Here is a 13,363-nt window from a genome sequence, read left to right on the forward strand (position 1 = left end):
GGCGCCGGAGGCGGGTCAGGTGGTGACGAGCGGGTGCGCGTTCGCTCCCGCGGTCAGCCGCAGCTTGGACCGCGCGAAGTCCCTGTTGGCGATGACGCGCTCGCGGTGGGCGTCGGGCAGCTTGCCGCCGTCCAGCAGCTTCTCGCAGCACTCCAGTGACTCGCGGTACTCGCCCATCCAGTAGGAAGACACCGCCAGCTCGTCCAGGGCCCGCCACTCGTACCAGGCGTGCTCGACGAACAGGATGTCGTTCGGCTGCGGGAGCTCGGCCGCGCGCCGCGCGAACATGTAGGCGAGCGGCCAGCGCTCTCCGTTCACCCGGCACAGGCGCGCCAGCTCGCCGAGCGGTTCGGCCCGGGTGGGCCGGCACTCGTGCGCATCCAGGAAACGCGCCATGACTTCGGGTGCTCGGCGCTTGAGTTCCATCGCGAGCCGGGCCGCGTAGAGCCGGGCGCAGAACACCTCCTCGGCGAAGCCGCCCATGTCGGCGCGCCGGTCGTACTGGGTGAGCGCCTTCGCGGGTTCGCCGGCGTCGCGCCAGCTCTGGGCGAGGTAGAAGACGTAACGGGCGTTGCCGGGCTCCTTGGCGAGGCCGTCCTTGAGGATGGCGGCATCGCGGAGGTACTTCTCCCGCTGACTGCCCTGGAGGCGGCCGCCGCCGCCCATGATGACCATGCGCGCGCCCTCGAAGGTCGCCCGGCTGAACTGAGTACCGCACTCCAGGTATTCGTGCAGCACGCCGACGTATCGCCAGGGCAGGCGGGTCGACACCATCGTCGAGCGCCAGTGGACGATGGGACCGTGGCGCACTTCGAAGTCGTAGCAGTCGTGCGAGAGCTCCGGCATGGTGAAGCCGGCGTCGGTGTCCATCACGTCGTCGGCGTCGATGAACAAGAGGTAGTCCGCGCGATCGCGCGCCAGGTCGATCGCCTCGGTGCGGCTCAGATCGAAGCCCTTCCAGGGGCTTTCGTGCAGCTCTCCGGGCAGGTCGGCAAGGGTTTCGCGGATGACGTCCTGGGTCCCGTCGGTCGAGCCCGTATCAAGGATCACCCAGGTGTCGATCAGTGGCCGCACGGATTCGAGGCAGCGCCGGATCACATGTGCCTCGTCCTTGACAATCATATTAAGGCAGACCGTTTTCATGACGTCTTCTTTTCTGTGATGAAAAGGATCGGTCGCTGAATTTACAGTTTCGTCAAGGTCGGCACAAGCAGCGCCACCTGCGTCTCGGCATCCATACAGGTGACGATTTCCAGCGCTTGTCGTCCCGGCTCTCGGTGTCTGTGTATAAGTGGGGCCGTTCCTGCCGCAGAACATCGGAGATTTTTATGGTAATCACCGCGCAGTTGCCGCCGCCTCGCGAGGAAACGAGGAGTGTCGCGGCGCCCGAGTCCGAAAGGCGCCCGGCGGTGCTGTGGCTGTGGCCGTTCGCCGTCACCTTCGTGGTGAGCGGGTTCGGAATGGCCGGCTCTCTGCTGGGCCGTGACGAACTGGTCACCTGGGACATGGTGAACCGCAGCACCGGCCAGATTCTCGCCACCCTTCAGAACGTCGATGCCGTGCACGGCACGTATTACTTGCTGATGCACATGTGGGTGGGCATCTTCGGGGATTCTGTCGTTTCCATGCGGCTCCCCACGGTATTGGCCGTTTCCGCAGCCGCGTCCGTCGTCGGTCTCATCGGGAACCGGCTCTTCGGATATCGTGCCGGAATTCTCGCCGGACTTCTCTTCGCGTTCGTGCCGGCGGTGAGCCGCTACGGCCAGGAAGCCCGAAGCTACGCGCTGGTGGTCCTCGCCGTCGCCCTCGCCACGCTCCTGCTGCTGCGGGTGCTGGACAAACCGAGCGGCTTGTGGCGATGGGCCGCCTACTCCCTCGCGCTGACCTTCGTCGGACTCCTCCACCTGATCGCGCTGTCCGTCGTACTCGCCCACGCCTGCATGCTCGCCGCCCACGCGCGACAGAACCGCTCCCTGTGGTGGAAGTCCGCCCTTGCCCTCATGGCGGTCGGTGCCTGCGTGACCCCCGTCGCCCTGCTCGGCCGCTCCCAGGTCCAACGGCAGCTGTGGTGGGTCCCGAAGCCCGGCGGCTGGGACCTGCTGTCCCTCCTGCATGACGTCTGCGCGTCCACCCTGTGCGCCGGAGCGCTGATCGCCCTGGCGCTCTTCGCCCGCTCGCCGCGCAGGGCTCCGCTGTTCCTGTGCGGAGCCTGGGCCCTGCTGCCCGCCGTCCTCGTCTGGGCCGCCTCCCAAGGCGCGGTCTCCTACTACCGCCAGGTCTACGTCCTCTTCACCCTCCCGGCCTGGGTGCTCCTGGCCGGCGCGGGTCTCGCACGGGTGTGCCGGTCCTGGAAGGCGACCGCGGCCCTCCTAGCGGCGCTGGCCGTCCTCGCGCTGCCCGATCAGAAGCAGATGCGACAGCCGTTCGAGCACGACGTCCCGGTGCCGCTCGACTACGCGGCGGCGGCGGAGGTGATCGCGAGCGGCTACCGGCCCGGGGACGCTGTCATCTACGACCGTGCGAACACCTGGAAGCTCGACGGCGGAGTCCAGTACTACCTGCCGAGCGACTTGAAGATGCGTGATGTCTTCCTGGCCAGGACCCCCGCCGAGATCAACGAGCTCTACCCGCTCCAGTGCTCCGTCCCGGTCCAGTGCCTCAAGGACGAGCGGCGCATCTGGCTGGTGACGCAGGGCACCGACTTTCCCTTCAACGCCCTCGATCCCGGGGAGTCGATGGCCTTGCAGAGCCGGTACACGGTTTCCATGAGCCGGCCGGTGACGGGGATGACGGTGAGCCTGCTCGTGCGCGGGGGCGGCAGGGACAGCAGGCAGAAGAGCTGACTTCCCTGAAGATGACGCGAGGGGCGTCCGGTCCGTGACAGACCGGACGCCCCTCATGTGGTGTGCCGGTCGGCTTGCCTCATTCCGTGCGAGCCGGCCGCGACACCCTGGTTAGGGCTGCTGGACCGTGAGTAGCCAGGGGCCGGTGCAGGTGATGGTGGCAGGGTGGTCCATGGTGCTCACGTCACAGGTCCGCTCGTAGACAGCCCCCGTGGTCGTGATGACGTCGATGTGGACGGGGCTGTGAGTGCCGGTCTCGGGATCGGTCATACCAGAGCCCATGTCGTGCGCGTTGATGGAGACCCCACAGGCGAGGCCCTGGGGGTAACCCGCCACACCGGTGCTGATGTCCGTCCAACGCAGGGCGTGGATCGGGTCGCTGCCTCGGAGGTCCCGGATGCCCGCGAACGTCGTGCCGGAGGGGGTCAGTGCGGCGCGGAGTTCGAAGTTGCCCGAGTCCTGCTGTGCGTCGATGTCGGTGCACGGCCCTGTCGCGCCCGTGTTGCCCGTGGCACCGGTGGCGCCGGTGTTGCCCGTCGCCCCGGTGGCGCCGGGCTCGCCGCCCTTGCCGGGCTCGCCCGTCGCTCCGGTGGCTCCGGTGGCGCCGGTGTTGCCCGTGGCGCCGGTCGCCCCGGGAGTGCCGGCCTCGCCCGTCGCACCGGTCGCACCGGTCGCCCCGGTGGCTCCGGTGGCGCCGGTCGCCCCGGTCGCGCCGGTGTTGCCCCTCGGGCCGGTCGCCCCGGTGGCTCCGGTGGCGCCGGTCGCACCCTTGCACTCGTTCTTGCCGCCGCCCTTGCCAGAGACCGACTTGTGCTGGTTGTTCTCCTCCTTGCAGCGGTCGTCGCCGCCGCCACCGCGGCTCGTCACGGCAGCGCGGCCGTGCATGACGTCCGCTGCCATCGCGGCGGGGCTGACCACGCCGGTGGCGAGGACCAGTGTGAGCGAGGCCACCATGCCGGCCTTCTTGAACCGCTCTCGTGCCAGCGGCCCGAGTGGCGAAGTCGTCCTGTACTCAGGACTCATCTGCGTGCTCCTTGCGTCAACAGGTCCGGGCGAACTCCCGAATCCGATTGCGAGCTTGACGCTTGAGCGACGGGTTGAGCGGTCAAGTTGGTCGAAACACGCCTTTTTTATCCACATATTGGACTAATTGGTGCCCTCTGGTGGCTCATTTGTCATTCTGCGGCATCTCTTTGGGGTCATGTCCGGGACTGTGCGCGGCGCGGCCGTTCGAGGGCGAACGCGCCAGGAAGCTGCGGTATTGGATCCGGACGGGGGACCGAGGCGTCTACGTGGACATGGAGTTCGAGAAGACGCCCGAGCCGCGGCGGCCGGAACCGGAGGGGTGCCTGGTCGTTGCGCTCCGCATTCCCATACGTATCGTCGTACTTGTGCTGGTGGTGCCGGTGCGGATGGTGTGGGACGCGCTGGTCGTCGTCGGCCGGTTCCTGTACGGCACCGTGTTGCGGCCGGTGGGGCGCGCGTTGTCGTGGCTCGGCCGGGCGGTGTTCGTCCGGCCGTTCGTCGCACTGTGGCGGTATGTCGTCGTACCCGTCGGGAAGGCGCTCGGATGGCTCGGTCACGTCCTCCTCGTCGTACCGCTGCGGTTGCTGTACATGTATGTACTGGCCCCGGTCGGACACGGACTCGCCTGGCTCGCGCGCGGGGTCGGGGCGGGCCTGGAGGGGTTGTACGCGCGCGTGCTCGCGCCGATCGGACGGGGGATCGCCTGGCTGCTGAAGGGTGTTGGCCTCCTGTTCGCCGCCGCCGTCGCCTGGCTGGTGCGGTATCTGGTCGTCGTGCCCGCGCGATGGGTGTATGACTGGGTCCTCGTCCCTGTCGGGCGGGCCGTGGCGTGGTTCGTCGGTGCCGTCGTCACCGGGATCGGCGTGGTCCTGTACTGGACGGCCCGTGTCCTGTTCGTCCTGCCCGCCCTCGCCCTGTGGCGCTGGGTGCTCGCACCCGTCGGCCGGGCCCTCGCCGTCGTCGTGCGGGAGATCGGGGAGGCCCTCGGGCACGCCTGGCGGATCGCCGGACGGATCTCCCTTGCCGTCGGGCGGGCGCTGGCGACCCTCTTCCGGTGGGTCTTCGTGGAGCCGCTGCGCTGGGTGTACCGCACGGTCCTGACCCCTGTCGGACACGTCGTACGGGACTACGTCCTGCGGCCGTCCGCCGAGGCCGTGCGCGGGGTGGGCCGGGTCGTACGGCAGGCGCTGGCCACCGCCCGCGACACCGTACGGCAGGCCCGCGCCGACTTCAGGAGGGTGCTCTTCGGCGAGCCCCGGCAGCCGGTCGCGGTGGACCGAGGGGAACCCTCGGGGCGCGAGACACGTACTCTTGGTAGCAGTACGACCGCTCTCACGAAGGACTGAACGACACTGGGCAAGCGACAGCCCGAAGGCCCGCCGCCCGCACCCGCGGTGCAGCGCATCCGACTGCGCTACACCAAGCGCGGCCGCCTCCGGTTCACCAGCCACCGTGACTTCCAGCGCGCCTTCGAGCGTGCGCTGCGCCGTGCCGAGGTGCCCATGGCGTACTCGGCCGGATTCACGCCGCACCCGAAGGTGTCGTACGCCAATGCCGCACCCACCGGCACGGGCAGTGAGGCGGAGTACCTGGAGATCGCGCTGACCGCGTCGCGCGACCCCGAGACCCTGCGCGTCCTCCTCGACGAGTCGCTGCCCGCCGGGCTCGACATCGTCGACGCGGTCGAGGCACGGACCTCGGGCCTCGCCGACCGGCTCACGGCGTCCGTGTGGGAGCTGCGGCTGGACGGTGTCGACCCGGTCGACGCCGAGCGTGCGGTGGAGGCCTTCACCAAGGCCGACACCGTCGAGGTCCAGCGCATGACCAAGAACGGCGTCCGCACCTTCGACGCCCGCTCGGCCGTCGCATCCCTGGAATGCCTGAGAGCGCACAGTTCGCAGGCTGATAGGCCGACCGACCAGCCCTGTGCGATACTGCGGCTGGTTGTTCGGCACGTGACGCCTGCCGTGCGACCCGACGACGTCCTGTCCGGTCTCCGCGCCGTGGCCGACCTGGCGCCGCCGGTCCCCGCAGCGGTGACCAGGCTGGCGCAGGGGCTGCTCGATGAAGAGACCGGCACGGTGACCGACCCGCTCGCGCCCGACCGCGAGGCAGCCGAGGCCCAGGAGGCCGTACCGGCCGCCGCCGCGGCGGCGCCGACGCCGGAAGGTGCCGCGTAAGGACGGACGTCGTAGCGCCGCCCTCGTACTCGGGAGCCACCTGGGTCGGGCAGCGCACCGACCAGAAGACTTTCGCCAGGCCGTACCGACAAGGCGTACGGAACCGGCGAGACAGGACACAGAGTGCTCCCGTGTGGCGCCCGCGCCCCGGACGGCGGCCATCGCGCATCGCGCGGGCCGCGGACGTCAACGGCGGACGGTCCATCGTGACCGGCGCCGGACCAGGCGCGGCGCCCGGGAGCCTGACGGGAGAAACGCCCGCATGCTCGAGCCGATCGAACCCAACGAGGGTTCCGAACTGAACACGCCCAGCGACACCCTGCCGCCGCGCAGGCGTCGCCGTGCCGCATCCCGCCCGGCGGGCCCGCCCGCCGAGGCGTCGGCGGCCGCCGAGGTCACCGCGCCGGCCATACCGGCCGCCGCGCCGGACGACGAGGTCCTCGTCGCCGAGGAGAAGGCCCAGGCCGAGGGCGCGGCCGTGGCGGCACCCGCCGCCGAGGAGCCCGCACCCGCAGGCCGCACCCGCCGCCGGGCCACCCGCCGCGCCGCCGCGCCGACCGGTTCGCCCGCGTCCGCGGAGGCCGCGGAAACGGTCGTTCCGGCGACGACCGCCGCCGTCGAGCCCGCCGAGACTGTCGAGCCTGCTGAGGCTGAGGCCACTGAGGCTGCTGAGGCGGAGGCCGCTGAGGCCGCCGAGGAAGCCGCTCCCCGCCGTACCCGCCGCCGGGCCACGCGCCGGGTGTCCGCACCCGCCGGAACCCCGGCTTCGGCCTCGGCCGAGAGCCCGGAGGAGAAGGCCGAGGAGAAGGTGGAGCAGCCGGAGGCGGCGGCCGTGCAGGCCGAGGCCGAGGTGGTCGCCGAGGCCGAGGCCCCGAGCCGTCCGCGTCGCCGCGCCACCCGGCGTGCCTCCGCCCCGGCCGGTGCGCCGGAGGCCGCCGAGGCGCCGGAGGTCGCGGCTGCCGAGGAGACCCCGGTCGCCGAGGAAGCCGCAGAGGCCGCTGAGGCCGCAGAAGCCGTTCCCGCCGTCGAGGCGGAGGCCGCGCCGGCCGGTCGTACGCGTCGCCGGGCCACCCGTCGCGCGACCGCGCCCGCCGGAACCCCGGCTGCCGCCGAATCCGTCGTACCGGCTGCCGCCGAAGCCGAGGCCGAGGCCGCTTCCGTGGCCGAGGCCGTGGCGGAGCCCGTAGCTGCCGAGGCCGTCGAGGCTGCCGAAGAGGCCGCGCCGCGCCGTACCCGCCGCCGGGCCACGCGCCGCGTCTCCGCGCCCGCCGGCGCTCCCGCGAGCGAGACGGCCGAGGCACCCGCCACCACCGAGGCCAAGGCCGACGAGCAGGCCGCCGTGGTAGCCGAGACCGCGGAAGCCGCCGAGGCCGCTCAGGCGCCGCAGGCACCCGCTGCCGAGGCCCCCGCCGAGGGCGCGGCGCCACGTCGCCGCCGTCGCGTCGTGCGACAGGCCGCCGGTGGCTTCTCCGAGCCCGCGCAGCGCGCCGCCGCGCCGGCCGAGGCCGCCGAGGCCGAGTCGCCGCGCCGGCCGGCACGCCCCGCCGTGGCCGTGTTCCAGGCGCCGGTGTTCACCGAGCCGATGTTCCAGACCCCGGAGCGGGCCGCGGCCCAGGCCGCCGCCGAGGCCGCCGAGGCGGAGGAGCCGGAGGAGGCCGAAGAGGCCGAGGAGACCGAGGCGTACGCGGAGGAGCGCGCCGAGAGCGGCGCCCGCCGTCGCCGTCGCCGCCGGGGTGCCGCCTTCGCCGAGGAGCCGCAGGCCGCTGAGGCTGAGGCCGCCGAGGCCGAGGAGCCGGAGGAGGACGAGGAAGGCGCCGAGGGCGAGGAGGCCGAGGGCTCGGAGGAGTCCGGCGCCCGCCGCCGTCGTCGCCGGGGCGGCCGTCGCCGTCGCCGGGGTGACGTCGCCGAGGGCGAGGCCGGTGAGGGCGCGGACGCCGAGGCCGAGGAGCTGGCCGCCGAGCAGGCCGAGCAGGACGCCGAGGACACCGCCGAGCAGGAGGAAGAGGACGCCGAGGAGGCGCGCGACGAGGCCGGCTCCGCCGGCAGCCGTCGCCGTCGTCGTCGCCGTCGTCGTGCCGGTGACACCGGCGTCGACACCGAGCCCGGTGAGGGCGACCCGGAGCGCACGGTCGTCAAGGTCCGCGAGCCCCGCAAGCCCGCCGAGCCGTCCGACGAGGTGCAGTCCATCAAGGGCTCGACCCGTCTGGAGGCGAAGAAGCAGCGCCGCCGGGAAGGCCGTGAGCAGGGCCGCCGTCGCGTCCCGATCATCACCGAGGCCGAGTTCCTGGCCCGCCGCGAGGCCGTCGAGCGCGTGATGGTCGTGCGCCAGCACGGCGAGCGCACCCAGATCGGCGTCCTCGAGGACGGCGTGCTCGTCGAGCATTACGTCAACAAGGAGCAGGCCACCTCGTACGTCGGCAACGTCTACCTGGGCAAGGTCCAGAACGTGCTGCCGTCGATGGAGGCCGCCTTCATCGACATCGGCAAGGGCCGCAACGCCGTCCTGTACGCCGGTGAGGTCAACTTCGAGGCGCTGGGCATGGCCAACGGCCCGCGCCGTATCGAGTCCGCCCTGAAGTCCGGCCAGTCGGTGCTCGTCCAGGTGACGAAGGACCCGATCGGTCACAAGGGCGCCCGTCTGACCAGCCAGGTCTCCCTGCCGGGCCGTTACCTCGTGTACGTCCCCGAGGGCTCCATGACCGGCATCAGCCGCAAGCTGCCCGACACCGAGCGCGCGCGTCTGAAGACCATCCTCAAGAAGATCGTCCCCGAGGACGCGGGCGTCATCGTGCGCACCGCCGCCGAGGGCGCGAGCGAGGACGAGCTGCGCCGGGACGTCGAGCGGCTGCAGGCGCAGTGGGAGGAGATCCAGAAGAAGGCGAAGAGCGGCAACGCTCCGACGCTGCTGTACGGCGAGCCGGACATGACCGTCCGGGTCGTGCGCGACATCTTCAACGAGGACTTCTCCAAGGTCGTCGTCAGCGGTGACGACGCCTGGGACACGGTCCACGGGTACGTCTCGCACGTGGCCCCGGACCTGGCCGAGCGGCTGCAGAAGTGGACCTCCGAGGTCGACGTCTTCGCCACCTACCGGATCGACGAGCAGCTCTCCAAGGCGCTGGACCGCAAGGTCTGGCTGCCCAGCGGCGGTTCGCTGGTGATCGACCGGACCGAGGCGATGGTCGTCGTCGACGTCAACACCGGCAAGTTCACCGGTCAGGGCGGCAACCTCGAGGAGACGGTCACCAGGAACAACCTGGAGGCGGCCGAGGAGATCGTGCGCCAGCTGCGGCTGCGCGACCTCGGCGGCATCATCGTCATCGACTTCATCGACATGGTCCTGGAGTCCAACCGCGACCTGGTGCTGCGCCGCCTGCTGGAGTGCCTGGGCCGCGACCGTACGAAGCACCAGGTGGCCGAGGTGACCTCGCTGGGCCTGGTGCAGATGACCCGCAAGCGGGTCGGCCAGGGTCTGCTGGAGTCCTTCTCCGAGACCTGCGTCCACTGCAACGGCCGTGGCGTCATCGTGCACATGGAGCAGCCGACCGCCGTCGGCGGTGGTGGCGGTGGCAAGCGCAAGAAGCGCGGCCGCGGCGGTGACGGGCACGTGCCCGAGCACGAGGTCGCCGCCGTGGCGGCGGAGACCGGCGAGGCCGTCGAGCCGGAGCTGGAGACCGCCGTCGAAGTGGCCGCCGAACTGGCCGAGCCGGTGGCCCTGCCGGCCCCCGAGTTCGCGCCGGACGAGGAGCTGTACAGCAGCGTCGCCGAGGCGGAGGCGGCGGCCACTCGTGGCCGTTCGCGGCGCCGCGCGAGCCGCCGGGCTTCCGCGCCGGCCGGTGCGCCGAAGGCCGCGAGCCGCAAGGGCGCGCGGGTGGCGGACGAGGTCGCCGTGACGGCTGAGACGCCGGTGGCCGAGACGCCGGTGACCGAGACCGCCGAGTGGCCGGCGGCCGAGGTGGTCACGCCCACCGCGGAAGCCGCGCGTCCGGCGCAGCCGGAGCCGGTCGCCGAGCCGGAGGCCGCCCCGGCCGTGGCCGCCGAGGAGCCCGTGACGGCTCCGGAGGCCGCTGCCGAGGAGGCCGCGCCCAAGGGCCGTACGCGGCGTCGGGCCACCCGGAAGGTGTCGGCGCCGGCCGGTTCCCCGGTGGGGGCCGAGGCGGCCGTGGTGACCGTCGTGGAGACCGCGCCGGTGACCGAGGCGCCGGTGGCGGAGCCCGAGCCCGAGGCGGTGGCCCCGGTCGCGGAGGAGCCCGCCGAGAGCGTGGCCCCGGCCCGCCCGCGTCGCCGTGTCGTGCGCAAGACCACCGCGCCGACCACGGCCGAGGAGACGGCCGTCGTGGTCGTCCCGTCGGCCGCGTCCGAGGAGGCGGCCGACGAGGCGCCCGCCGCCGAGGAGACGGCGGAGGAGGCCGCGCCGGCCAGGAAGACCGCCCGCAAGGCGGCCAAGAAGGCCACGGCGAAGAAGGCGGCCACCAAGAAGACCGCGGCCAAGAAGACGGCCGCCAAGAAGACGACGGCCAAGAAGGCGGCCAAGACCGCCAAGACGGCCGCCGCCAAGTCGACGGCGAAGAAGACCACCACGGTCTCCGCCGCCGCCGACGAGAGCTGAACCCAGCATTGTGGGTGGGGGCTGGTCCGAGCGACCGGCCCCCACCCGCGGCCCGTCCGTGTGACGGGCCGCACAGCTGTGGGGCGCGGCCCGGTTTGACCCCTTCGGCAGGCGCCCCGTAACCTTGACCGTCGGCGTGTCCACTGAGCACGCCACATCCCCGTAAACCTCTTCCTCCCGGGCACAGGGTTGGCCGGGAGAGGTCGTCCGTGATGTTTCTGGGCGGCTGGCCTTCGGGGGTGCCGTATTTCGAGCGAAAGAGAGATCCGCGTGTACGCCATCGTGCGCAGCGGTGGTCGCCAGCACAAGGTTGCTGTCGGCGACATCGTTGAGGTTGACAAGATTTCCACCGCCAAGGTTGGCGACACGGTCGAGCTCTCGACCCTGCTCGTTGTCGACGGCGACGCTGTGACCAGCGACCCGTGGGTGCTGGCCGGCATCAAGGTCCAGGCCGAGGTCGTGGACCACCACAAGGGCGTCAAGATCGACATCCTTCGCTACAAGAACAAGACCGGCTACCGCCGTCGCCAGGGCCACCGCCAGCAGTACACGGCGATCAAGGTCACCGCGATCCCCGCGGCTGCGAAGTAAGGACTGAGGAGACATGGCACACAAGAAGGGCGCATCGTCCACCCGGAACGGTCGCGACTCCAATGCCCAGCGGCTCGGCGTGAAGCGCTTCGGCGGTCAGCTCGTCAACGCTGGTGAGATCCTGGTTCGTCAGCGCGGCACCCACTTCCACCCCGGCGCCGGTGTCGGCCGTGGTGGCGACGACACGCTGTTCGCGCTGCAGGCCGGTTCGGTGCAGTTCGGCACCCACCGTGGCCGCAAGGTCGTGAACATCGTTCCGGTCGCCTGAATCATCTGATTCAGCACCGAACGCTTTCGCGAGGCGGACCTCACTTCCCGGTCGGGAAGGCGGGTCCGCCTTTCGCGTGTTAAGCAAGAAACACCCGTACTTTTCTGGAGGCACTGAACCATGACCACCTTCGTGGACCGCGTCGATCTGCATGTCGCCGCGGGTAACGGAGGCCACGGCTGTGCCTCCGTCCACCGGGAGAAGTTCAAGCCGCTCGGCGGCCCCGACGGCGGTAACGGCGGCCGTGGCGGTGACGTCATCCTGACCGTGGACCAGTCGGTCACCACGCTCCTCGAATACCACCACTCCCCGCACCGCAAGGCCACCAACGGCAAGCCCGGCGAGGGCGGCAACCGCTCCGGCAAGGACGGCCAGGACCTGGTCCTGCCGGTGCCGGACGGCACGGTCGTGCTGGACAAGGCGGGCAACGTGCTGGCCGATCTGGTCGGCCACGGCACCTCGTACGTCGCCGCGCAGGGCGGCCGGGGCGGTCTCGGCAACGCGGCGCTGGCGAGCGCCCGTCGCAAGGCGCCCGGCTTCGCGCTGCTCGGCGAGCCCGGTGACCTGCAGGACATCGTCCTGGAGCTGAAGACCGTCGCCGACGTGGCCCTGGTGGGCTACCCGAGCGCCGGCAAGTCCTCGCTGATCTCCGTGCTCAGCGCGGCCAAGCCGAAGATCGCCGACTACCCGTTCACCACCCTCGTCCCCAACCTGGGCGTGGTGACGGCCGGTTCGACCGTCTACACCATCGCCGACGTGCCCGGTCTGATCCCAGGCGCCAGCCAGGGCAAGGGCCTCGGCCTGGAGTTCCTGCGGCACGTGGAGCGGTGCAGTGTGCTGGTGCACGTGCTGGACACCGCGACCCTGGAGTCCGACCGCGACCCGGTCTCCGACCTCGACATCATCGAGGAGGAGCTGCGGCAGTACGGCGGCCTCGACAACCGTCCCCGCATCGTCGTCCTGAACAAGGTGGACGTGCCGGACGGCAAGGACCTCGCCGAGATGGTCCGCCCCGACCTGGAGGCGCGCGGCTACCGCGTCTTCGAGGTGTCCGCGGTGGCGCACATCGGCCTGCGCGAGCTGTCGTTCGCCCTCGGTGACCTGGTCGGCAGGGCGCGCGCCGCGAAGCCGAAGGAGGAGGCGACGCGGATCGTCATCCGGCCCAAGGCCGTGGACGACGCGGGCTTCACGGTCACCCGCGAGGAGGTCGGCGGCGAGCCGCTGTTCCGGGTGCGCGGCGAGAAGCCGGAGCGCTGGGTGCGGCAGACCGACTTCAACAACGACGAGGCCGTCGGCTACCTCGCCGACCGGCTCAACCGCCTCGGTGTCGAGGAGCAGTTGATGAAGGCCGGCGCCCGGTCCGGCGACGGCGTCGCCATCGGCCCCGAGGAGAACGCGGTCGTCTTCGACTGGGAGCCGTCCGTCATGGCGGGCGCGGAGATGCTCGGCCGGCGAGGCGAGGACCACCGCCTCGAAGCGCCGAGGCCCGCGGCCCAGCGACGCAGGGACCGGCAGGCCGAACGCGACGAGGCACAGCGGGAGTTCGACGACTTCGAGCCCTTCTAGGGGGTGTCGTTTGGATCAGGCCGGCTCCGGCCGACCGAGCCTCTTGGCAGACCCGAGCGGGGTCTGGTGCGTGCAGATGCAAGGCGGAGGAGGGAGTCGACGCGTGGGGGTCCCCCCGCGCGAGCCCCATTCGAGCGTGGGGGAGTCGGCGACCGACGACAACGCGGCAGATGTGCGTGCCAGGGCCCGCGACTCCGGCAAGATCCAAACGACACCCCCTAGGCCCGTTCGGCTGTTACATCACCTTCACATGACTGTGCGTCAGCCGTCGCACGAGTGA

General features: G+C 71.5%; 9 protein-coding genes. 7 read left to right on the forward strand and 2 right to left on the reverse strand.

What is annotated here, in order from left to right; translation table 11 throughout:
- Nucleotides 1–15 precede the first annotated feature (15 nt).
- Nucleotides 16–1,143: a glycosyltransferase gene (locus ABZ865_RS01390; protein WP_361222250.1), complete on the reverse strand. Its 1,128-nt coding sequence runs from the start codon at nucleotides 1,141–1,143 to the stop codon at nucleotides 16–18.
- Between the two features lie 266 nt (nucleotides 1,144–1,409).
- Between ABZ865_RS01390 and ABZ865_RS01395 the strand changes: the two genes are divergently transcribed.
- Nucleotides 1,410–2,843, forward strand: coding sequence for a glycosyltransferase family 39 protein (locus ABZ865_RS01395; protein ID WP_361222251.1), 1,434 nt, complete (start codon nucleotides 1,410–1,412; stop codon nucleotides 2,841–2,843).
- 111 nt (nucleotides 2,844–2,954) lie between these two features.
- Here the strand turns inward: ABZ865_RS01395 and ABZ865_RS01400 are convergent, their stop codons facing one another.
- Nucleotides 2,955–3,866: a hypothetical protein gene (locus tag ABZ865_RS01400; RefSeq protein ID WP_361222253.1), complete on the reverse strand. Its 912-nt coding sequence runs from the start codon at nucleotides 3,864–3,866 to the stop codon at nucleotides 2,955–2,957.
- A gap of 275 nt (nucleotides 3,867–4,141) precedes the next feature.
- Between ABZ865_RS01400 and ABZ865_RS01405 the strand changes: the two genes are divergently transcribed.
- The 6 genes from ABZ865_RS01405 to obgE all read left to right on the forward strand — a co-directional run bounded on the left by ABZ865_RS01405 (nucleotide 4,142) and on the right by obgE (nucleotide 13,083).
- Entirely contained in the window at nucleotides 4,142–5,215 is a 1,074-nt protein-coding gene (locus ABZ865_RS01405) for a hypothetical protein (RefSeq protein WP_361222255.1), read from the forward strand.
- 48 nt (nucleotides 5,216–5,263) lie between these two features.
- Nucleotides 5,264–6,049, forward strand: a complete 786-nt coding sequence (locus tag ABZ865_RS01410) for a TIGR03936 family radical SAM-associated protein (protein WP_361222257.1) — start codon at nucleotides 5,264–5,266, stop codon at nucleotides 6,047–6,049.
- Nucleotides 6,050–6,311: 262 nt separating this feature from the next.
- The gene (locus ABZ865_RS01415) at nucleotides 6,312–10,658 is read left to right on the forward strand and encodes an Rne/Rng family ribonuclease (RefSeq protein WP_361222259.1); all 4,347 of its coding nucleotides are present in this window, start codon (nucleotides 6,312–6,314) and stop codon (nucleotides 10,656–10,658) included.
- A gap of 270 nt (nucleotides 10,659–10,928) precedes the next feature.
- Nucleotides 10,929–11,249: a 50S ribosomal protein L21 gene (rplU, locus tag ABZ865_RS01420; RefSeq protein ID WP_361222261.1), complete on the forward strand. Its 321-nt coding sequence runs from the start codon at nucleotides 10,929–10,931 to the stop codon at nucleotides 11,247–11,249.
- Nucleotides 11,250–11,262: 13 nt separating this feature from the next.
- Nucleotides 11,263–11,517 carry a 50S ribosomal protein L27 gene (gene rpmA / locus ABZ865_RS01425; RefSeq protein ID WP_361222263.1) on the forward strand — a complete coding sequence of 85 codons (255 nt, stop codon included), beginning with the start codon at nucleotides 11,263–11,265 and terminating at the stop codon, nucleotides 11,515–11,517.
- Nucleotides 11,518–11,637: 120 nt separating this feature from the next.
- Nucleotides 11,638–13,083 (forward strand): GTPase ObgE, encoded by a 1,446-nt coding sequence (gene obgE / locus ABZ865_RS01430; protein ID WP_361222264.1) that lies wholly within the window; start codon nucleotides 11,638–11,640, stop codon nucleotides 13,081–13,083.
- The last annotated feature ends 280 nt before the right edge of the window (nucleotides 13,084–13,363 follow it).

The organism is Streptomyces sp. NPDC047085 (assembly GCF_040643735.1).
Taxonomy (GTDB): Bacteria; Actinomycetota; Actinomycetes; order Streptomycetales; family Streptomycetaceae; genus Streptomyces.